Source organism: Pseudanabaena sp. Chao 1811 (genome assembly GCF_027942295.1).
GTDB lineage: Bacteria > Cyanobacteriota > Cyanobacteriia > Pseudanabaenales > Pseudanabaenaceae > Pseudanabaena.
Genome location: NZ_CP101416.1, coordinates 3,744,162 through 3,763,398 on the forward strand (window position 1 = coordinate 3,744,162; position 19,237 = coordinate 3,763,398).

The following is a 19,237-nucleotide window of genomic DNA, read 5'->3' on the forward strand; positions in this document are numbered from 1 at the left end:
TAACACCCCTATCTAGGAACAACAACTTTATTAAACTTTTTCTAATAATTGAATATTTCTAGCTATTGACTAATTTCTAAATAAGAATTATTCTTAGATAAATCAAAAAGTTACCTAAACTAAAAAACTATGGCAGTTATCGACACATTACCAGATGTAGTATTTAAGACTCGCGTGCGTGACGAGTCCGTCGGTGGTCCTAACCCCTATCGTTGGCAAGATCGCACCACTGAAGATCTTTTCGGTGGTAAGAAGGTAGTACTTTTCTCTTTGCCTGGTGCATTTACTCCTACCTGTTCTTCTAATCACTTACCTCGCTACGAAGAGCTTTATGATGAATTCAAAGCTTTGGGCGTTGACGAAGTCATCTGTGTTTCTGTAAACGATGCTTTCGTGATGTTTAAGTGGGGCAAAGAAATTGGTGCTAAGAAGGTATTCTTGCTCCCCGATGGTAACGGCGAATTTACTCGTAAGCTTGGTTTCTTGGTTGACAAGTCCAATATCGGTTTTGGTTTCCGTTCTTGGCGCTATGCAGCCGTAATCAGCGATCGCAAGATCGAGAAACTTTTCGTTGAGCCTGGTTTTGGTGATAACGCTGGTGATGATCCTTTTGAAGTTTCTGACGCTGATACCGTCTTGGCTTACCTCAAGGGTGCTGCACCTGCTGGCGTATCTGCTCCTCGCTTAGCATTTGAAGGCTAATCACTAAAATAAGAAAGTGCGCTTGGCGCACTTTCTTATTCTTATTAACGTAACTTAAAGTGGGGTGGCTATGAAACTTTCTAGCAAAAATCTAAACGAGCGCCTTGATACTGTCTACGATGCGATCGTGGTTGGTGGTGGCATGGGTGGACTATCAGCAGCAATCTATCTTGCTCGCTATGGTCTAAAGTGTCTAATTGTCGAAAAAGGCAAAGGGCGATCGCTATGGATGCAAGATTTGCGTAATTATGTCGGACTCGACCCCACCACCCCCGGGCGCGACATCCTCAATCATGGGACAAAGACAGCTTTGGATTGGGGAGCCGATCATTTGCGCGGCTATGTGGAAGAAGTCGTCGATGAAGGCGAAACCTTTGCGGTGAAAGTAAAAGTTGGCAAAACTAACAGTATTTATCCCGTATTTCGTAGCAAGTATTTAGTTGCCGCTTCAGGAATTATCGACAATTTGCCCCAATTAGAAGACATGCAAAATGTCTATGATTATGCAGGCTATACGCTTCATGTCTGCATGATCTGCGATGGTTTTGATATGTGGGATCAGAAGGCTGTGTTGATTGCGAATACAGAAGGACAAATTGGTGCTGCCTTTGTCTTGAACTGGTTCACTCCCTATATTTCCGTTTTGACGCATGGCTTATGTGAAGTCAGCGATAAAACAAAACAGAAGCTTGCAGAGCATGGCTATCCATTGTACGAAGCACCGATCGCTAAATTCCACGGTGAAAATCATCAACTCAGTGGTGTAGAACTCACCGATGGCACAATTGTGGAAGCAACCACTGGCTTAGTGGGTATGGGTTCGATTTACCACAATCAATACCTCAAGGGAATTGAAGGATTGGAATATGATGGGCAGAATCTTGTAACTAATGATATGTGCAAGACTACCCACGATCGCATTTTTGCCCTTGGCGATTTGAAGAGAGGCTTGAATCAAGTTTCGATCGCTGTAGCGGATGGAACTTTAGCCGCAACTCAAATTTGGCGAAATATCCGACGTGCTAGTCCTCCTCGCAAATGGGAAGAAAACATCAAAGTTCCTACTACAGTTTAAAAAGAAGCCTCGCATTGCGGGGCTTCTTTTGTAGGGAGTATTCATTTTGCCGTAGGCAAAATGAATACCATGCAATTTGCTGTACTAGAATCGAGAATTATTCCCAATTCTCTGAGGTTGTTGGGGGTGAAAGTAGCACTCACTGAGGACATATAAAACTTCTGCTTATTAGTGTCATAGGGAAATTAACATTTGCGATTAACTTACAAGTATCACCGTCGTATTTGCTAAAATTAAATACAGATCTTTAAGGTTTAGCTATGTCTGATGTCGCTATAACTATAAACAAGAATACTCATGAAGTTCTTTTAAAACTTTCTAAGCAGTCTGGTGATAATTTGCAAACTTTGTTAGACAAGGCAGTGGAGCAATATCGTAGACAGTTGTTTCTCTTGCAAGCAAATCAGGCTTTTGCGGCTTTAAGAAAAGACGAGTTATTGTGGCAAGATGAGCTTAATGAGCGTCAGGAGTGGGAGCAAACTTTAGCTGACGGGATTGATGATTAATGCCTCAAAAGATTGCAAGGGGAGAGGTATGGTTAGCAGATCTTAATCCCGTAAGAGGTCACGAACAGGCGGGGAAACGTCCTTGTTTGGTAGTTTCTGTAGATTTGTTCAATCAGGGATCTGCTGGATTAGTGGTTGTTGTTCCTATCACTTCAAAGGATAAATCAATTCCTTTTCATGTTGCGGTTAATCCTCCAGATGGAGGTTTGAAGGTGAGGAGTTTTATTAAGTGTGAAGATGTGCGATCAATTTCTGTAGAGAGGTTAGATAAGCGCTTAGGATACTTGTCTACTCAGGTGTTTGCAGATGTAGAAGATCGATTACGAATTTTGATGGGGCTATAGTTGATTTCGATAGCTAGGAACTTCATAAAGCTTGCTCTACCTGACGCGCAATTAATCTATCGCGCAATCCTTGAGGATCAAATTTTGCCTCGTTCATTTTACGGATTGTTTGCGCTTGATCTTGCCTTTGCTGTAAATATGTTTCAACCTCTTGTTGATGATTGAGGTAAAAGCTAATGGTGGTATAAACATCGGCTAGTTTCAAGGATGGATAGCGATAAACAATTTCTTCAGCCGTTGCACCATTCTGAAAGGATTTGATGACTGTATCTAGGGTGACACGGGTTTTGCCAACGCGCACTACGCCATCGGTGTCGGTTTTGAGTGGAACTGGTTCAGCAGTAACTACTAATGTCATGATATTTTTAGATTAAATGATGTTAAATATCGTTCAACTTTTGCTGATCTAGGCTTGCATCATAATCACTATGTATGCCAATCCAAGACTAGACAATATTTTAATTTGCTAGCTCTGCTTCGTACTCGCTATCAATCTCATCTAGTAATTGATTAAGCTTTCCAGAGTCAAGATCATGTTCTATTTGCTGATCCCATATTTGCTCACGGTAGTCTATTAGCCATGTTGTTAGGTTATCTAGTTCCTTGCCAGACAGTTTTTTTATTGCTATTTTAAGTTCTTGAATACTCATAGCTTTGTAGAAATATCTAAAAAATATTCTTCGTAAGCCAATCTGCTCCTTGAATTAGTTCTTCTACTTGCTCTTTTGTTGGTTCAGAATCTTTCTTGTGAGAGCAGAGGTTTCGGAGATCTGCCAGAAATGAAATTTTTCGCCACTCATGCGTATCAATTACACCAGCAGACTTCAAGGGATCATTCAAATCTGCAATTGTTGGATTTTTTTTTGCAACTTGGATACTGTGACTAACTACTACTTTTTGAAGATGTCCCTCAATAACAACTCCAGCAAGCGCCCCAGCAGCACGGTGATTAATCTTTACTAATTGTCTAGCAGCTACTAACTCACTATCTTTTAACTCTGCATACAACTCACCCTCAATATTTGCGATTACTGAATCTATGCGAGTCTCAATTGATTTTAGTATTGTAAGCTGGTTCATGAAGCAGACTAAAACTCTTTCTTTTGCATTAAAATCGGAAATTTGAGAGGTAGGGGTAAACTTTATAAAGTCTTGAATTACGAAGGTCTCATTGTTAATATACTTTCGTTTAGGATCAATCTCATAGTAATTCCGAAATTCTTTGTATCGATCTGGTGCAAGAGATTCTATAGCTTTTAGAGATTTCGTATACCAAAACTGGTAATCGAAGTGAAATTCCAAACCCAGTTCATTTTTAAAATCTAAAGCTAGCTCTCCACCTTCTTTACATAAAGCTAGTATCTCGGCATGAATAAGTTCTCGTTTAGGCATTGAATTTTCTAAGTGTAAGTGTGAGGTTGACAAATACTGTGTATTGTCCGCATGGTCATGAGTAATAAAGTCATATTACTATCTACACCCACGAGTCTAAAGAGAAAGTGTGTACTTGATAAACACGCCTAAAATCACTGTCAGCGGAAACTAAAGTCAAATCATACTGAATTGCTGTTGCTGCAATCCAAAGATCATGATCGGTGAATCCTAGATTTTCAATAGTTACACTTCGGCGTTTACTTTTATCCTTTGGAGCAAATTGGTTAAAAACTTTTGCCTTAAGATTGCTGTAAATACTGGCAGTTTCTTCATCAAGAAAATAAATCTCTACCTCAGATAAAAAACTTTGAATTGCCTCTAGATTTTTCTCCTTTCGTGCTGATCTTTCAGCCATGTACAACAGTTCCGCTTGAGTGATAATGCTAACGCCAACTGTTTCAGAAGATATGGATTGTAATTTATCCGTAATCTTAGGATCACCATTGATAATGTAGCTGCAATGGTTTGTATCAAGTAAATAAGCCATAAATCAATGCTAAAACTCAGTTTTAGAGCGTGTTTCTCGCACAAAATCAAGACATTCAGCTAGATCATCACCTTGCCAAGTTCCCGTATAACGTAACAAATCGCTGGCTTTTTTATTGCGCTTCAGTGGTGGAATACGGCGAAATTGTTTATTACTTGCATCCTCTTTAGACTCAATCGAATCAATAAAACTACTAACCAAGAAAAGGCGCTCTAGCGGTAATTGAGCTATTTGCTGTTCAACTTTTTCGCGTAACTCAGAGTAAGTCATATGCACCTCCTTGGGTTAGGTAAAACAATAGCAAACCTACTCTAATCATTATGTCATAGCTTATTTGATTGCATTAGCATGGTATGGCGATCGCCTAAAAGCTATAATCAACCGCAAGTCTATAAATTTTTGTAAATATGTCGTCTCCAACCCCTGACGTACCAGCGAGCGAGTCTCGCGATGCCCGTACCCGCCAAATGCTCGGAATGAAAGGTGCGGACATTAAAGAAGCTTCGATCTGGAAGATCCGCTTGCAATTGATGAAACCGATTACATGGATACCCCTGATGTGGGGCGTACTCTGCGGTGCTGCCTCCTCTGGCGAGTTTATATGGTCAATTGAAAACGTATTGCGATCGCTACTTTGTATGCTCATGTCAGGTCCTCTACTGACGGGCTATACCCAGACGATTAATGATTATTACGATCGCGAAATTGACGCAATCAACGAGCCATATCGTCCGATTCCATCGGGAGCAATTCCCCTCAATCAAGTCATTGCTCAGATTTGGATTTTGTTACTCGGCGGTATTGGTGTAGCAGCAATTCTCGATATCACCGCAGGTCATGCCGACTTCATCATGACCAAATTAGCGCTGGGCGGCTCCTTCGTTGCCTATATCTACTCTGCACCACCTTTAAAGCTCAAGCAGAATGGTTGGCTTGGTAACTATGCCCTTGGAGCCAGCTATATCGCGTTACCTTGGTGGGCAGGTCATGCCCTCTACGGACATCTCAACTGGACAGTGGTAGTTGTGACCTTGATTTACAGCTTCGCAGGTTTAGGGATTGCGGTAGTTAACGACTTTAAGAGCGTTGAAGGCGATCGCGAATTAGGATTGAACTCTTTGCCCGTAATCTTTGGTGTGCAGAAGGCGGCGTTGATCTCCGCAACAGCGATCGATGTCTTCCAAATTGGAATTGCGGTGTATCTCGTCACGGTCGGACAGCAGCTATTAGCTAGCTTGATCGTGCTATTAGTGATTCCGCAGATTACCTTCCAAGATATGTACTTCCTGCGCGATCCACTTAAGAACGATGTCAAATATCAGGCAAGCGCTCAACCATTTCTGGTGATTGGGATGCTAGTCGCAGGTATTGCTATGGGACATGCGGGAATTTAATAAATTCCAAGAAATAGCGACGCTATTTCTTGGAATCAAAAACATTGGAATGCTAGTCGTAGGCATTGCTATGGCACATCTGGGAATTTAATCGATTACCAAAAATAGCGTTGCTATTTTTTAGAATCAAAAACAATGCTGTGTATTGTTTTTGACTATATGTGATAAAGGGAGCCTAGCGCTCCCTTAAAATTTGGGGATGAAATAGCTCCCAAAGGGTGATTTTTGTAAGCTTATTTATTGGTATAGATCAATAGGCTAATAGCACCGATACATCAAAAAGACTTTGCCAATATTCATGATGAAACCTCAACTCCCACAGCCGATCGCTACAAGAGACAAATCTCTCAGTCATAAATCATGGAACAAAGCCTTAGGTGCTGTAATTAGTGTTTTGCTAGTTTCTTGCTCAGGCAATGCACCCCAAGCAGGATCTAGAGCCGTACCTGTCCCAATTGCTGCGGTTGAAACAGGTACAGTTAGCGATAGTTCTGACTATATGGCAAATCTACAATCGCGCCAATCGGTGACATTGCAGCCGCGAGTTGATGGCTATGTGCAAGAGATATATGTCAAGGCAGGCGATCGCGTGGAAGCAGGTGCACCAATTTTGCGAATCGATCCTGCAAAGCAACAGGCTGCATTGCAGCAGTCAGTAGCAGTTGTGGCAAGCTCACAGGCTGATTTTGAAAGTGCCAGAGCCACACTCGCTCAATTGCAAGCCGCTAAAGAATCCACCCTATCCAGTCTCGATTTTAATCAAAAGGAATTTAAACGCTATTCCGATTTGGCTTCGCAGGGTGCGATCGCTAAGCAAAAACTTGATGAAGTTTCAAATAGCCTCAGAAATGCAAGAGCCGAGCTAGGAAAAATTGATGCTCAAATCACTGCTCAGCAAGCCAATATTAATAGTGCTGCCACAAGAATCGAAGCATCTCGCTCTGGGGCAATTCAACAGGAAGTTCAGTTGGATTTCTATACGGTGACAGCTCCCTTTGCGGGAATTGTTGGCGATATTCCCATCAAGGTTGGCGATAATGTCAACAGCACAACTCAACTAACAACGGTGACACAAAACCAAGTATTGGAAGTTCAGATCTCTGTTCCCGTTGAGAATGCACCACGGTTGAAGATGGGGCAACCTGTAGAACTGTTAGATACGCAGGACAAGCCTCTAGTTAAAGGCAATATTGCTTTTATCTCGCCAAATATCAATCCACAAACGCAATCGGTTTTGGTGAAAGCAAATTTTAACAATGCCAATAATCAACTCAAGGCAAATCAATTTGTGAGAGCGCGATTGATTTGGTCTTCGCGTTCTGGCGTGCTAGTCCCAACTTCGGCAATTTCCCGTCTTGGCGGTCAGGACTTTGTATTTGTTGCTGAAACTTCTCCCGATGGCAAGTCGTTGATTGCGAACCAGAAGCCCGTCAAATTAGGAAAGATTACTGGCAATAATCAAGAGGTATTGGAAGGTTTAACTGCTAAGGACAAAATCGTAACTGGCAACATTCTCCAATTACGCAATGGTGCAGCGATTATGGATGCGGCAAATTTACCGAAAAAATAACTAGAAACAAGAAGTGATGCTCCGCATCACTTCTTGTTTCTAGGACGACTTTCTTGCCAAGCAGTCCCAATCCCTTGCAATACACCACGCCCGATTAAGCCTATTCCGCGCCCAATCACATTAGTTAAGACATACACAAATCCACTACCGAGAAAAGCGATCGCGGATTTTAGTCTCGGTGCGATCGCATCTTGAAGTTCTAACACTAGAGTTACCGCCAGTTGAATTCCTTCTAATTGTTGTAGTTCCTGACTACGTGGCGCATAGATACTGACTTGTTTAATTCCAGAATTCGCAAAAGCAAACAGCACTTGGCGGCTTTCAAAAATTAATTGCGGATTAGTAATATATTTCTCTAAGCGATATTTCCAAGACAAATTATTACGAAATCGTTCAATCTCACGGGTGGGCAATAGATTGTAGCGATAGAATTTGTGCTTTACCTCTTCCAAATCAGCAAAATGATTTAAAAGTGGTTGGATTACACCATTGGCAATTTGAATCAATAAATTGTCGAGAATCAATTCGGATCGCTGCATGGCTTCGGGCGTACCGATCGCTAAATTAGCATTATTAACTATTAATTCTGTCTCAAAAAGTAAATGGGATAGAAAATTCTCAATTTGTGGAACTTTATTTAAAAAAGCAGCTTGCACAATTGCGACATCCTTCAGTAATACATCAACAACATTTACTTCTGAATTATCCAAAGGATGACTCAGGCTATAGTATTTACCAAAAAAGTTAATAACCGTTTCTTGCCAAATATTTCTTAAAATCGTTGGTATTTGATCATGCAATTGGGATGCTTGAATTTCAGAGAAACGTAGCTCCGTCAAGCTTTGCTCCACCTGCCGCAAAGCAATATATAACAGTTCTCGCTTTTTCTCATCCTTTAAAATGTCAATTTCTAAAGGAGTCCTACTCAAATTCGCTAAATTTGCCTGCAACTTTTCAACAGTCCGATCCCATAAACTCGCTTGAATAGCCAGAATATTTGACTCTTTTGTGATGCCAGTTATTTCCACTTGAGAATTCGCAACTTCTACGGACAAATCACTGGCTAAATTAGTAGAACTTACATCATTTGATTGTGAAAGAATATGTGGTCTTTTTGATGGCTTCCATAGTTGATGAATCAACCAACGCGCAGCCTGTAACTCGCGCACTTGCCCTGCTAAAACTAACTGAGCAAAGCGATCGCTAATTTGTTGAGTCTTGGCTCCCTCTAAACTTGACTTCACTTCCTCTAAAGCACGATCAATACGCCGCAGTCCCGACAAATAGAAATTATGCCGAATGATCGCTACTACGCTGACGGGTTCATCGGGTAGATTTGTAAATGCTTGCTTAGATTGCTTAATCTGAGGATTATCGCGATCGCCTAAATAGATCTCTCCTGACGCAACTTGACGAATCGCAATAATTAATTCTTCAGGCTTAGTTCCTTTTAGGCAATATCCCTCAACACCAGTCCGTAAAGCGATCGCTACTAATTCAGTCGGTTGGGGTGAGCTTAATAACAAAATGGGTAAATCTGGATACCTTGACTTTAGTTGTTGGCAAAGTTCTAAGCCTGATAGATACTCATTACTAACTTCAGAATCTCTTTCTTCTAAGTTGAGATCAAGTAATATCAAGTCAATAGCTATTGCATCACCACTTAAAAATTCTAAAGCTGCCTCAGCAGTATCTACCTCCGCCACAACTTCCAAATCAGAAAACTGCGCCAACCAAGACCGCATCCCCATCCGAAAAATGCGATCGCTATCAATTAAAAGTAACCTATATAACTCATTACTCATTGAGGAACTGGCGTAATAGAATTAGCGCTAATAGTTTTCAAATATACAACTATGCAAAATACTCGTATCAGCACCATTGTAAATGTTGCCTCTGGACAGATATCTCGTTGGTCAAGTCAATCTTGGCGACGAAAGTCTTTAATATTAATCAGTTTGTTATTAGGATTTTTTCTAGCATCTGTTATCTCAACTTCTACTGGTGCTAAGTCCAATTTAGACGTTGAGGTAGCGGCAGTTACAGTTTTTATTGTGGAAATGATTAGCAGGTTTACCTATAGCATGAAAAGAGTAACTCTTGCTGATGGTAGCTTAGCGCCCAGAAAATTAATCTATGAAATGTTGAATTCACTAAAGATAGGTGTTACCTATGGATTATTTTTGGAAGCCTTTAAGTTGGGGTCTTGAAAATCTGCTCAGCGCTATTTCTTATTTCCCAAAGATTGCCAAGTTTTTGCAAGACTTTGCGCTAAACCCAGAACCAGAGAATTTTTTGATAGTGATGCGAAACAACACTATCAAAAAATTCTTTGATTCTGGGTTGTTTGATAATAGCTGTCAGTTAATTGCGGCGGTGGGTAACCTGATCCGCATAATCAGCAATACTTTCTGGCATAGCAACTCCCGTCAAAATGATATTCACTTTAGGCGATCGCGTTTCTAGCACATTGAGCAACTCTTCTTCAGTGATTAGTGATCGTGCCACGAGTAAATTTGCCTCATCAAGGACAACTAAACCTGCATTACCAGATTTAATAACAGCTTTGGCATAGTCCCACAATTCTAAAACTGCGGTCTTTTCTTCATCGGTCAACTCGATCTCTGGGTTAGATAGATCGCGCTGAGCATCACAACGTAGCCATTCGAGATTTTCTACCAACCGACGGGGATTACTCAAGCCTTGATTAATACCTGCTTGAAAAAGTTGGACGAGTAATACCTGTGTACCTTGCCCTGCTGTCCGTAAGCCTTGGGCGATGATATCAGTATAAAGATTACGATGAGGCGCAATAAAAACCTGAACATTGCCTTTAATTGGGGTCACGAGAGATGTGGTTTTTTGTAAGTTGGTAACTGTCGGATTCGTCTTAGTATGATTAGATTGATGCTGATTGGTTTGATTTTGATTGGTCTTGGGCTGATTCGTCTTGACCTGAGCCGTTTTAATTTGAGCCACCATAAACAAATCTAGTGTTTTATTTTCCACTAAGCATCATAGCAGACACTAGATATAGAATATGTTTGCTGAGAGGATTTGAAGTATATACCTAAATTTTACACTTCGGCAAATAGAGGGTTATGCGAGATTTTGCTTTAGGCGATCGCAATAAGTAGCTCAGCATAGCTATAAACCAAACCCATTATTGTTGTGGCGATTACATAGCGATCGGCATAACAATAATGGGTTTTTAGATCCGAAAAATGGTTATACAAAAAGGGGATGCAAAGCGTCCCCTTTTTGTTAATTTGAGCGTAATTGTTCTAGTTCAGAACGTAAGCTCGCTAGCTGCTGTGTAAGCTCTGCAATCTCATCTCGCATACTAGCTTTCACTTTTTTGTCAGGCTTATCCGAAGTATTATCTGAACTATTGTCATCAACAGTTTTGGCAGTGGTAGTTACTGTGGTGAGACCAACAGATTCAATATCAGTGGTAGTTCCGTTTACCTGTTGAGCGATAAACTTATCCACATAGCTACGAGCCTCTGCTTCAGTCGTCACACCCTTTTCGGCAAGCTCCTGCGTAATCTCATCGAAACTGCGACCTAACCTTCTCAAATTTTCTTCGCGTTTGGTGGGGTCTTGGATTACCTCAATTAACGATGAAGTTGCGCCCAGAGTGACGTAGTAGCCTCTTTGCAAAAGCTTTTCTAAGTCGATGGTATCCATAAAACTCCTGCGAGTATGTAGTTTTGTAATATATTCTAATCGATATTTTTGGGTTAGAGCTAAAGTACGCTGACTGACAACGCACTTTAGAACTTTAGATCTAAGGCTTCAACACATTTGCAGGAAACTTACCAAGTACATTCCCCGCAGGACTGTAATGGCAAACTACATAAAAAGCATTAAATTTTGTGCCATTCAGGGTTTTAGTACCCTTAGATGCACCACATCCTAGTTGAGTACTGCCCTTCCATACCACTTGTGTAAAGTGACCAGTAGCCGAAGAAAATCCGGGAGCAGCATAATTATAAAGCTTCACCTCGTTATACCAAGAATCTATTGCCCCTTTAGCGAGGTTGTCGGAAGTAACAGAAGTTGCAGTTGTGTAGTAGACATATAGATTCTCCCCAGCACCATTTCTCTGAGCAGAAGAACTATGGGCAAATGTCCCCGTAGCAGCTAACCGATCTGCCCAAGCCTGTGCCGTAATATTCACTGAATTGTTGAGTGTCATTGCAGGACTGTGATGGATACTGCGATAGGCATTGTGTTTAGATAGGGCAGTACTGCGAAAAGTAGTCAAGTTAATCGTTTGTGCAGATGCGACATCGCAATTCAGAGCGACTAGTGGCACAATGGCAGCCAACCCTGTCAGAGTTAAACCGATGTATCGTTGCTGATTGATTAACATTTCGTAAAAACACCAAATTCATTAGCAGATATTTTAGCTTTTCTTTTTTGATCGATAATTTATGGATATGGATTATGTAGTAGCCCAGTCAGCACAGGACAAGAATATAATCAACGATTTACAGCGTGATTTTCAAATAGTTAATCGAGCTTTGCGTGTCCTGAGTGCTTGTACCCAAGCTGTGATTCGTGCTGTTGATGAAAACACCTTGTTGCAAAATCTTGTGCAACTAATTACTGATGAAGCGGCCTATCGCATGGCATGGATTGGGTATGTGTGTTATGACGCAGCTAAATCAGTAAAGCCTATGGCTTGGGCTGGCTATGAGTCAGACTATCTCAAGACAATAAATCTCACTTGGGACAATGATCATCCTCGTGGACAGGGACCTACTGGCAAAGCAATTCGTTCGGGGCAACCTGTAGCCTGTCAAAATATGCTCGAAGATCCTCAGTTTGAGCCTTGGCGTGAAGCTGCTCAGCAAAGGGGCTATCAATCATCTTTGGTGCTACCTCTTCTCAATCACGGTTCAGTCTTTGGTTGTCTAAATATTTATTCAGGAGAATCCGAGACTTTTAATCAACGAGAAGTGGAACTACTGCAAGAACTTTCTGATAGTTTGAGCTTTGGTATTGTCTCTTTACGCACCAAGCAGGAACGGAAACAGGCGGAAGTAGAACTACGGATGTCGGAAGAAAAATTCTCCAAGGTTTTTTATGGCAGTCCGATCGCCAAAGTTATTGCCAAAGTTGATGATGGAAGATATATCGATGTCAATCACGGTTTTGAAAGACTTTTTGGCTTCGAGCGCTCGGAGGTATTAGGACGTAACAGTTTGGAACTAGGCATTTTGCGGAGTCTAAGCGATCGCCAAAAAATGTTGCAGAAATTTGATGTGGATGGCAAGCTTGTAAATTACGAATTACCTTTGTACAAACGTAATGGGGATATGCTTATCTGCCATGTTTCTGCGGAATTAATCCCAATTGGTGATGAAATTTGTCGGCTTCTTGTGGTTTTGGACGTTACAGAACGTAAACAAGCCGAAATGATGATTTTGCGTCTTAATGAAGAATTAGAGCAACGGGTCAAGGATCGGACTGCGGAATTAACCCAAGCTACGGAACAATTGCGACTTACTAATCAGGAATTGCTGCGCTCAAATCAAGAACTGGAGCAATTTGCCTATGTTGCTTCCCATGATTTGCAGGAACCCTTACGGGCTGTGATGGGCTATACCCAATTACTCATGAGCGAATATGGCGATCGCTTTGATGACGTAGCAAATTCCTATGCCGAATATGTGATCGATGGGTCTAAAAGAATGCAGCAGTTGATCCAAGATTTACTTGCCTATTCACGGGTTAGTACCAGAGGCAAGGATTTTGCTCTCACTGACGGTAATGCTGTAGTCCAAGCAGCCATGCGAAACTTACAGTTAGCGATCGCTGAGAAAAATGTAGAAATCATTATTGAGCCACTACCTGTAGTTAATGGCGATCGTAGCCAACTGGTGCAGCTATTCCAAAATCTGATCGGTAATGCGATTAAATTTTGTAAAGCTGAACAGCCTCATATTCACATTTGCGCCACTAAAGTTGAGGCTCTTGGCGATCTTGAAGGAAATGAGCAAGTCCCGCATTATCTCTTTCAGGTAAGAGACAATGGTATTGGTATCAAGCCCCAATATCTTGAGCGCATTTTTGAAGTGTTTAAACGACTGCATACGCGGCGAGAATATGATGGTACTGGAATTGGGCTAGCTATTTGCAAAAAAATTGTCTTACGACATGGTGGGCAAATTTGGGCAGAATCGATGCCTAATGTGGGAACAACCTTCTTTTTTACAATTCCCTTATCCAGTACAGTCTATTGAGGCTTTGAGTAGTACAGAAATATTTTTGAAAGCGTTGCTTCGCAACGCTTTCAAAAATATTTCTGGGTTTTAATTAAGCGCAAAGCGCTGTAATGTCGAAAATGTCGAGGTTTAGTATTTGACCCTATGAGCAATAATCAGAATAATTATCCTTATCGACCAATTGAAGTTTTACTGGTCGAAGACTCTCCTAGTGATGCGAATTTGACAATCCGAGAGTTCAGCAAAGCCAAAATTGCCAATAAATTATATTGGGTTGAAAATGGGGAAGATGCCATGGACTATCTCCATGGTCGGGGGGAGTTTATCGATGTTGCGCGTCCAGATTTAATTTTGCTGGATCTGAATTTGCCTGGCATGGACGGGCGGGAAGTTCTCGCAGAGGTGAAGGCGGATATAGATTTAAAACAAATTCCAATTGTGATCTTAACTACGTCCACCGATGAAGAAGATGTGTTGCGCTCCTACAATCTCAATGCTAACTGTTATGTCAGTAAGCCCATTGATATTCATGAATTTATGCTTGCAGTACAAAGAATTAACGAGTTTTGGCTCACTACAGTTAAATTACCTCATAATTAATTAAAGGTAACATTGAAAGGAAAGTTTATAGCGCATTCTGCGAATGCACCATAGGCTAATTAGATTTTAACCAACTTGTTCTCGTTTAGCTGCCCATGAATCCAGAATCTCTCCAAGTTTTATTAGTCGAAGATAGCCCAACCGATGCGCGGCTATTTCAGCAAGTATTTCTTCGCTCCTCTGTAGGGAAGTGGTCATTGGAGATCGCTGAGCGACTAAGTGATGCAATTGGATATTGTCAATCGAACGACTTTGACTTGGTGTTACTGGATTTACAATTGCCTGATTCGGAAGGTTTAGATACCATCGCTCAATTTAATCAAGCATTTCCTGACATTCCCATTATTATTTTGACAGCCTTTGACGATGAGGAATTAGCGCTGCAAGCAATGGCTAAGGGAGCACAAGATTATTTAGTCAAAGATCAAGTCACTACATATCTTTTGAGACGTAGCATTCGCTATGCTATGGAGCGATCGCAAATTGTGCAAAGGATTAGAGATAGTGAACAAGCTACATTAAAAGCGCTAGAGAAGGAAAAAGAACTAAATCAACTCAAATCATATTTTGTGTCTATGGTTTCCCATGAGTTTCGCAATCCTTTGACAGCATTACAACTAGCCAGTGACGTTATTCTTTCATCAGGACATCAATTAACACCCGAAAAAAAGCAAATTTATGCAAGGAGAATTAACACATCTATAAAAAATATGTGTCATCTCTTAGACGAAGTAATTCTATTAGGAAAAGTTGATACAGGTAAATTTGAAATTGCATTTGAAGATATGAATTTTCAAGAATTTTGTGAGCAATTGATCAGTTCACTTAGTTTTAGCGATGATAACAAACATCCTATAAATTTAAGTTGTCATGCAGTTCCTACTTTTCTCAAACTTGATCCTAATCTCTTAAGACATATTTGCACCAATCTCATCTCTAATGCACTCAAATATTCGCCTGTGGGAAATGAAGTTAATGTTGTAGTTGATTATTTAGAGATTGATAATAAATTGATATTTAGTGTCAGCGATCGCGGCATTGGTATTCCTGAAGCTGAACAAAGTCGATTATTTAATACCTTTAGCCGATGTAGCAATGTTGGCAAAATCCAAGGAACTGGTTTAGGCTTAGCGATCGTAAAACGCTGTGTTGATTTGTGGGGCGGCGAAATCCAAGCGGAAAGTAAAGTTGGTACTGGCACAAAATTCACGGTGACTTTATCCGTGGGTTCCATTAGCACCAAATCATAGTGTGCTAATTTCTGAATCAAAACCAGATAAAATGGTAAGACCCTTGCTTTATAAGGCTTTTAACATTTTTTATAAATATCATCATGGCAGCTCAATTAGCTAACCAATTAGAAGAAAAAATTATTTTAGTCGATACTAGCGATCGCCAGATTGGGACTGCTGAGAAATTGCAGGCGCACCGCGACGGGCTATTGCATCGTGCCTTTTCGATTTTCGTGTTGAATTCCCAAGGACAGCTTTTGCTGCAAAGACGCGCCAAGCATAAATATCATTCAGGTGGACTCTGGACAAATACCTGTTGCAGTCATCCTCGCGATGAAGAATCAACCCTGCTCGCCGCCCATCGTCGATTGCAAGAGGAAATGGGCTTTGATTGTGAATTGAAGGAGTTGTTTAGTTTTGTCTATCGGGCTGAGTTAGATAATGATTTGATTGAGTATGAGTTTGATCATGTGTTTGTCGGTTATAGCGATCGCGAACCAATTCTCAATCCTGATGAAGCCGATGATTGGCAATGGATAGATTTACAGGTTTTACAATCGGATATTAAAGAACATCCCGAAGCCTATACCTATTGGTTACGCGATTGCTGCGATCGCTTCATTGCTGCTCTATAGCAGGATTAACTTTGCCTATGGCAAAATCAATCCCGAAAACCCTTGCTGTGATTGATTTTGGGTTTTCAAACGAGTATGTACTTATTTGAAAAACGCTATAACTGTAGAATGCGTTAATGTAATGTAACGCATAAAGCAAGCCATATTCTAAGTTTACTTGCACCAACTGACTAAGGAGGAAAATTATGGATACTTATTCCGAAGAACAGGTTGATCAGATTCTCCGCTATGCTCTCGCTAAGAGAACTAATGGTCAAAACCTCACCAAACAGCAGATATACGAGATTGCCTCAGATATGGGTGTAAGTGAGGCTGATTTCCTCGCCGCAGTTCAGGAATGGCAATCTAAGCAAGCTGTACGCAAGGAGCAAGTAGAATTCGATAAGTACAAAAAAAAGTCTTTTAAATCGAATTTGTTGAAATTTGCGATCGTCAATTCTTTTTTAGTGGCGTTAAACTTATTTACCTCTGGTCATATTGGCTGGGCAATTTATCCGCTCTTATTTTGGGGCTTAGCAGTGGCGCTAGACGCATGGGTGACGTATCAAACCGATAGCGAAGAATATGAAAAACAATTTCAAAAATGGATGCAAAAACAAAAACGCGATCGCTTAACTGCTCAAATTACAGGCAAATTAACGACTAGCCTCGAAGAATGGTTGAAATAATTTAAGGAAGCATTGCTAAGCAATGCTTCCTTAAATATAAACCGCAATGGGAACACGCTTAAAAGCAGGTGTGCCGCAATGTTCGTCAATGGGAGCGCTAAAAATTGCATTGACTTCTGGATAAAACATTAAAGCCGAACCTTCGCGAATCTGTCCATAGATGATTTCTACATTTGCCATTTCCCCTGCATTACCTCTAACCATTACGCGCTGATGTTCTTGAAAACCTGCGCGATCGCCATCGGCTTTACTCATTAAAATGCAGTTGCGGTGAGGCATTCCGCGATAGTAGTCACCATCCTTATACACAACCGTATTATGCTGAGAATAGCTGCGCCCTGTGCCAAGAATGAGTGCGATCGCTTTTGTATATTCAGGTAAATTGAAACTGGCAATCGTTGGTAATTCTAGCTTGGGTAAAGGAGTGATGAACATTTTGGCTCTGCCCGATCGCGTTGGGAAATTGGGCGTGTGGAAGATGCGATTAGTGATCGTAAATTCTTGATTGGTATCGTCAATTTCGCCGATTTTGGCATAGTCGGGAATAGTTTTGGCAATCAGTTGGCGGATGTATTTGGGATCTTGTAGCGATCGCCAATTAATGACATCGTGACCATGTAGGCGATCGGCAAGTTCGGAGAGAAACTCTACTTCGGAAATTAAATCTGTACCTTCGCGTTGATGGAGATGCGATGTCCCTTCATCATTGAGACGTACAAAGTTATTGCCAGACTCGGTTGTGGTTTTATGGGGATTCTCAAAGCGGGCAAATACAGGCAGGATTAAAGTATTCTCTTTCGCGAGTCCATGAAAATGTCCAAGATTGGGCTTGGTGGAAATATAAATAATCGTTTCGATATTACCGAGAGCGCGTTTAGCTTGGGTGAGATCGGGATTTGCCGCATAGATATTGCCACCCAGACAGATCAAAGTATCAATTTCATGGCGATCGCTTGCCTCGATCAAAGCGCGAGTGTCATAGCCCTGCACCCGACTCAGCGATCGCTGCAATAATTTCTCTAAAGCCTGCATGATCTCTTCCTTGAGGCGAATCGTCACCCCCATCGAGCCAAAACCCTGCACATTGGAATGTCCACGAATCGGCATCGTTCCTGTGCCTTCTTTGCCTGCATTACCCGTTAATAGAGCGGTATTAGCAATACTAAAAATATTGTCCACCGCATTAGAATGCTGCGTGATGCCCATCGCCCAAGCAAAGACAACCCGTTGCGAAGTGCCAATCATCTCAGCAGCAATTTCTAGTTCTTCGCGAGAGACTCCGCAGGTATTGATAATATCTGCCCAATCTAGCGATCGCACCTGCTCAATGACTGCTTCCCAACCTTCTGTATGCTGCCGAAGGAATTCATAATTAATCCAATTATTCTCCAGCAAAGATTTTTGAATACCTAGCAAAACCGCAGTATCACTACCTGAAATCGGCTGAATGTAATGGGAAGATATTTCCGAACCTTTGAGAAAGGATTTGATCGGATAGGCGGGTGAGGCGAATTTGACCAAACCCACTTCAATCAAGGGATTAATCACGATGACTTTGCCACCGCGATCGCGTAGTTTAATTAGTTCATTCATCAAGCGCGGATGGTTGGCAGGCGCATTAGAACCAATCAAGACAATGCAATCGCTCTGTTTCAAATCTGCAAGGCTAACCATTGAGGTTCCTGAACCAAATACTTGTTTCAGTCCTACCGTTGAAGCTGAATGACAGAGATCGGAGCAATCAGCAAGATTATTAGAACCAAGCGATCGCATGAGCAATTGCAAAAGGTATGCTGCCTCATTGGATGAACGCCCTGAACTGTAGGATCCGAGACGCTCTGGTGCTTTTTGAAAGGCTTTGGTGACGATTGCATAGACCTCATCCCATGTGATCCGTTCGTAGCGATCGCTATTAGCACGTTTAATTACTGGAAAGCTCAAGCGACCTAAGCGATCGGCTTCCATCGAATTTAATTTTTGCAGTTCAGGAATGGAATATTGCTCAAAGAAATGTTGCGGAATCGGTTCCATTAACTCTGAGGCGATCGCTTCCACACTTTTGGCACAACGTTGTAAATTTTCCTCATCCTCATTCTGAAATCCTCCCTTTTGTCCACCTGTTCCCCATGCACAGGATAGACAGGCACTCTTATGCAGCAACGTTTTCCAGAGCATTCCCCCTTTGACATCTAAGGTCTTTTCTGCCCAGTAGCTAATGACTTGCCATCCTCCACCCATCGCAGGTTTACTGGTATCTAGAGTGGGGTTCTCTGTCTCAGTGTTAAAAGGATTGGTCATAGATTTGGATGAGTTCTACTACAAAAACTATATAGGAACACAATGCTCATTTGGTT

Annotated in this window: 22 protein-coding genes; 12 read left to right on the plus strand and 10 right to left on the minus strand. The window is 41.4% G+C overall.

Going from position 1 to position 19,237, the window contains the following annotated elements; genetic code table 11:
- Positions 1-129: 129 nt before the first annotated feature.
- The 4 genes from NMG48_RS17205 to NMG48_RS17220 all read left to right on the plus strand — a co-directional run bounded on the left by NMG48_RS17205 (position 130) and on the right by NMG48_RS17220 (position 2,627).
- A complete protein-coding gene (locus NMG48_RS17205) occupies positions 130-702 on the plus strand; it encodes a peroxiredoxin (RefSeq protein WP_271252676.1) in 573 nt (190 codons plus the stop codon).
- A gap of 70 nt (positions 703-772) precedes the next feature.
- On the plus strand, positions 773-1,777 hold the full coding sequence (locus tag NMG48_RS17210; RefSeq protein WP_271252677.1) for an NAD(P)/FAD-dependent oxidoreductase: 1,005 nt from the start codon (positions 773-775) through the stop codon (positions 1,775-1,777).
- Between the two features lie 260 nt (positions 1,778-2,037).
- Positions 2,038-2,283, plus strand: a complete 246-nt coding sequence (locus NMG48_RS17215; RefSeq protein WP_271252678.1) for a hypothetical protein — start codon at positions 2,038-2,040, stop codon at positions 2,281-2,283.
- The gene (locus NMG48_RS17220) at positions 2,283-2,627 is read left to right on the plus strand and encodes a type II toxin-antitoxin system PemK/MazF family toxin (protein ID WP_271252679.1); all 345 of its coding nucleotides are present in this window, start codon (positions 2,283-2,285) and stop codon (positions 2,625-2,627) included. The genes NMG48_RS17215 and NMG48_RS17220 overlap by 1 nt, the downstream gene beginning before the upstream one ends.
- Before the next feature lie 22 nt (positions 2,628-2,649).
- Here the strand turns inward: NMG48_RS17220 and NMG48_RS17225 are convergent, their stop codons facing one another.
- From NMG48_RS17225 to NMG48_RS17245, 5 genes are all read right to left on the minus strand, one after another.
- Positions 2,650-2,985 (minus strand): DUF433 domain-containing protein, encoded by a 336-nt coding sequence (locus tag NMG48_RS17225; RefSeq protein ID WP_271252680.1) that lies wholly within the window; start codon positions 2,983-2,985, stop codon positions 2,650-2,652.
- A 100-nt stretch (positions 2,986-3,085) separates the two neighbouring features.
- The gene (locus tag NMG48_RS17230; protein WP_271252681.1) at positions 3,086-3,277 is read right to left on the minus strand and encodes a hypothetical protein; all 192 of its coding nucleotides are present in this window, start codon (positions 3,275-3,277) and stop codon (positions 3,086-3,088) included.
- Between the two features lie 16 nt (positions 3,278-3,293).
- Positions 3,294-4,019, minus strand: coding sequence for a hypothetical protein (locus tag NMG48_RS17235; protein WP_271252682.1), 726 nt, complete (start codon positions 4,017-4,019; stop codon positions 3,294-3,296).
- 82 nt (positions 4,020-4,101) lie between these two features.
- Positions 4,102-4,548 carry a type II toxin-antitoxin system VapC family toxin gene (locus NMG48_RS17240; protein ID WP_271252683.1) on the minus strand — a complete coding sequence of 149 codons (447 nt, stop codon included), beginning with the start codon at positions 4,546-4,548 and terminating at the stop codon, positions 4,102-4,104.
- A 9-nt stretch (positions 4,549-4,557) separates the two neighbouring features.
- A complete protein-coding gene (locus NMG48_RS17245) occupies positions 4,558-4,818 on the minus strand; it encodes a hypothetical protein (RefSeq protein WP_271252684.1) in 261 nt (86 codons plus the stop codon).
- A 137-nt stretch (positions 4,819-4,955) separates the two neighbouring features.
- On the opposite strand from NMG48_RS17245, the gene chlG reads away from it, so the two are divergent.
- Positions 4,956-5,942 (plus strand): chlorophyll synthase ChlG, encoded by a 987-nt coding sequence (gene chlG / locus NMG48_RS17250; RefSeq protein ID WP_271252685.1) that lies wholly within the window; start codon positions 4,956-4,958, stop codon positions 5,940-5,942.
- A 298-nt stretch (positions 5,943-6,240) separates the two neighbouring features.
- Positions 6,241-7,512: an efflux RND transporter periplasmic adaptor subunit gene (locus NMG48_RS17255; protein WP_271252686.1), complete on the plus strand. Its 1,272-nt coding sequence runs from the start codon at positions 6,241-6,243 to the stop codon at positions 7,510-7,512.
- 26 nt (positions 7,513-7,538) lie between these two features.
- On the opposite strand, the gene NMG48_RS17260 is transcribed toward NMG48_RS17255, so the two are convergent.
- On the minus strand, positions 7,539-9,317 hold the full coding sequence (locus NMG48_RS17260; protein WP_271252687.1) for a DUF3685 domain-containing protein: 1,779 nt from the start codon (positions 9,315-9,317) through the stop codon (positions 7,539-7,541).
- 51 nt (positions 9,318-9,368) lie between these two features.
- Here NMG48_RS17260 and NMG48_RS17265 point away from each other — a divergent pair, with 51 nt between their 5' ends.
- A complete protein-coding gene (locus NMG48_RS17265; RefSeq protein WP_271252688.1) occupies positions 9,369-9,722 on the plus strand; it encodes a DUF565 domain-containing protein in 354 nt (117 codons plus the stop codon).
- A 154-nt stretch (positions 9,723-9,876) separates the two neighbouring features.
- On the opposite strand, the gene NMG48_RS17270 is transcribed toward NMG48_RS17265, so the two are convergent.
- From NMG48_RS17270 to NMG48_RS17280, 3 genes are all read right to left on the minus strand, one after another.
- Positions 9,877-10,494 (minus strand): cob(I)yrinic acid a,c-diamide adenosyltransferase, encoded by a 618-nt coding sequence (locus NMG48_RS17270; protein ID WP_271252689.1) that lies wholly within the window; start codon positions 10,492-10,494, stop codon positions 9,877-9,879.
- Between the two features lie 282 nt (positions 10,495-10,776).
- Positions 10,777-11,202 (minus strand): hypothetical protein, encoded by a 426-nt coding sequence (locus NMG48_RS17275; RefSeq protein WP_271252690.1) that lies wholly within the window; start codon positions 11,200-11,202, stop codon positions 10,777-10,779.
- 100 nt (positions 11,203-11,302) lie between these two features.
- Positions 11,303-11,890 (minus strand): CAP family protein, encoded by a 588-nt coding sequence (locus tag NMG48_RS17280; protein WP_271252691.1) that lies wholly within the window; start codon positions 11,888-11,890, stop codon positions 11,303-11,305.
- Between the two features lie 61 nt (positions 11,891-11,951).
- On the opposite strand from NMG48_RS17280, the gene NMG48_RS17285 reads away from it, so the two are divergent.
- The 5 genes from NMG48_RS17285 (at position 11,952) to NMG48_RS17305 (ending at position 16,883) form a co-directional block, all read left to right on the plus strand.
- Positions 11,952-13,766, plus strand: a complete 1,815-nt coding sequence (locus NMG48_RS17285) for an ATP-binding protein (RefSeq protein ID WP_271252692.1) — start codon at positions 11,952-11,954, stop codon at positions 13,764-13,766.
- 126 nt (positions 13,767-13,892) lie between these two features.
- Positions 13,893-14,348, plus strand: coding sequence for a response regulator (locus tag NMG48_RS17290; RefSeq protein ID WP_271252693.1), 456 nt, complete (start codon positions 13,893-13,895; stop codon positions 14,346-14,348).
- Between the two features lie 95 nt (positions 14,349-14,443).
- Entirely contained in the window at positions 14,444-15,598 is a 1,155-nt protein-coding gene (locus tag NMG48_RS17295) for a hybrid sensor histidine kinase/response regulator (protein ID WP_271252694.1), read from the plus strand.
- An 83-nt stretch (positions 15,599-15,681) separates the two neighbouring features.
- Positions 15,682-16,215, plus strand: a complete 534-nt coding sequence (gene idi, locus NMG48_RS17300) for an isopentenyl-diphosphate Delta-isomerase (protein ID WP_271252695.1) — start codon at positions 15,682-15,684, stop codon at positions 16,213-16,215.
- A gap of 185 nt (positions 16,216-16,400) precedes the next feature.
- On the plus strand, positions 16,401-16,883 hold the full coding sequence (locus NMG48_RS17305) for a 2TM domain-containing protein (protein WP_271252696.1): 483 nt from the start codon (positions 16,401-16,403) through the stop codon (positions 16,881-16,883).
- 30 nt (positions 16,884-16,913) lie between these two features.
- Here the strand turns inward: NMG48_RS17305 and NMG48_RS17310 are convergent, their stop codons facing one another.
- Complete coding sequence (locus NMG48_RS17310; RefSeq protein WP_271252697.1) at positions 16,914-19,181, minus strand: FdhF/YdeP family oxidoreductase; 2,268 nt, start codon at positions 19,179-19,181, stop codon at positions 16,914-16,916.
- Between the last annotated feature and the right edge of the window lie 56 nt (positions 19,182-19,237).

Bases quoted from the DNA above. Each gene is read 5' to 3' on its own strand.
- NMG48_RS17255 (WP_271252686.1), top strand. From the start codon at position 6,241: ATGATGAAACCTCAACTCCCACAGCCGATCGCTACAAGAGACAAATCT.
- NMG48_RS17245 (WP_271252684.1), bottom strand. From the start codon at position 4,818: ATGACTTACTCTGAGTTACGCGAAAAAGTTGAACAGCAAATAGCTCAA.
- chlG (WP_271252685.1), top strand. From the start codon at position 4,956: ATGTCGTCTCCAACCCCTGACGTACCAGCGAGCGAGTCTCGCGATGCC.
- NMG48_RS17210 (WP_271252677.1), top strand. From the start codon at position 773: ATGAAACTTTCTAGCAAAAATCTAAACGAGCGCCTTGATACTGTCTAC.
- NMG48_RS17230 (WP_271252681.1), bottom strand. From the start codon at position 3,277: ATGAGTATTCAAGAACTTAAAATAGCAATAAAAAAACTGTCTGGCAAG.
- NMG48_RS17215 (WP_271252678.1), top strand. From the start codon at position 2,038: ATGTCTGATGTCGCTATAACTATAAACAAGAATACTCATGAAGTTCTT.
- NMG48_RS17225 (WP_271252680.1), bottom strand. From the start codon at position 2,985: ATGACATTAGTAGTTACTGCTGAACCAGTTCCACTCAAAACCGACACC.
- NMG48_RS17285 (WP_271252692.1), top strand. From the start codon at position 11,952: ATGGATATGGATTATGTAGTAGCCCAGTCAGCACAGGACAAGAATATA.
- NMG48_RS17205 (WP_271252676.1), top strand. From the start codon at position 130: ATGGCAGTTATCGACACATTACCAGATGTAGTATTTAAGACTCGCGTG.
- NMG48_RS17235 (WP_271252682.1), bottom strand. From the start codon at position 4,019: ATGCCTAAACGAGAACTTATTCATGCCGAGATACTAGCTTTATGTAAA.
- NMG48_RS17220 (WP_271252679.1), top strand. From the start codon at position 2,283: ATGCCTCAAAAGATTGCAAGGGGAGAGGTATGGTTAGCAGATCTTAAT.
- NMG48_RS17275 (WP_271252690.1), bottom strand. From the start codon at position 11,202: ATGGATACCATCGACTTAGAAAAGCTTTTGCAAAGAGGCTACTACGTC.
- NMG48_RS17310 (WP_271252697.1), bottom strand. From the start codon at position 19,181: ATGACCAATCCTTTTAACACTGAGACAGAGAACCCCACTCTAGATACC.
- NMG48_RS17260 (WP_271252687.1), bottom strand. From the start codon at position 9,317: ATGAGTAATGAGTTATATAGGTTACTTTTAATTGATAGCGATCGCATT.
- NMG48_RS17265 (WP_271252688.1), top strand. From the start codon at position 9,369: ATGCAAAATACTCGTATCAGCACCATTGTAAATGTTGCCTCTGGACAG.
- NMG48_RS17280 (WP_271252691.1), bottom strand. From the start codon at position 11,890: ATGTTAATCAATCAGCAACGATACATCGGTTTAACTCTGACAGGGTTG.
- NMG48_RS17305 (WP_271252696.1), top strand. From the start codon at position 16,401: ATGGATACTTATTCCGAAGAACAGGTTGATCAGATTCTCCGCTATGCT.
- NMG48_RS17270 (WP_271252689.1), bottom strand. From the start codon at position 10,494: ATGGTGGCTCAAATTAAAACGGCTCAGGTCAAGACGAATCAGCCCAAG.
- NMG48_RS17240 (WP_271252683.1), bottom strand. From the start codon at position 4,548: ATGGCTTATTTACTTGATACAAACCATTGCAGCTACATTATCAATGGT.
- NMG48_RS17295 (WP_271252694.1), top strand. From the start codon at position 14,444: ATGAATCCAGAATCTCTCCAAGTTTTATTAGTCGAAGATAGCCCAACC.
- idi (WP_271252695.1), top strand. From the start codon at position 15,682: ATGGCAGCTCAATTAGCTAACCAATTAGAAGAAAAAATTATTTTAGTC.
- NMG48_RS17290 (WP_271252693.1), top strand. From the start codon at position 13,893: ATGAGCAATAATCAGAATAATTATCCTTATCGACCAATTGAAGTTTTA.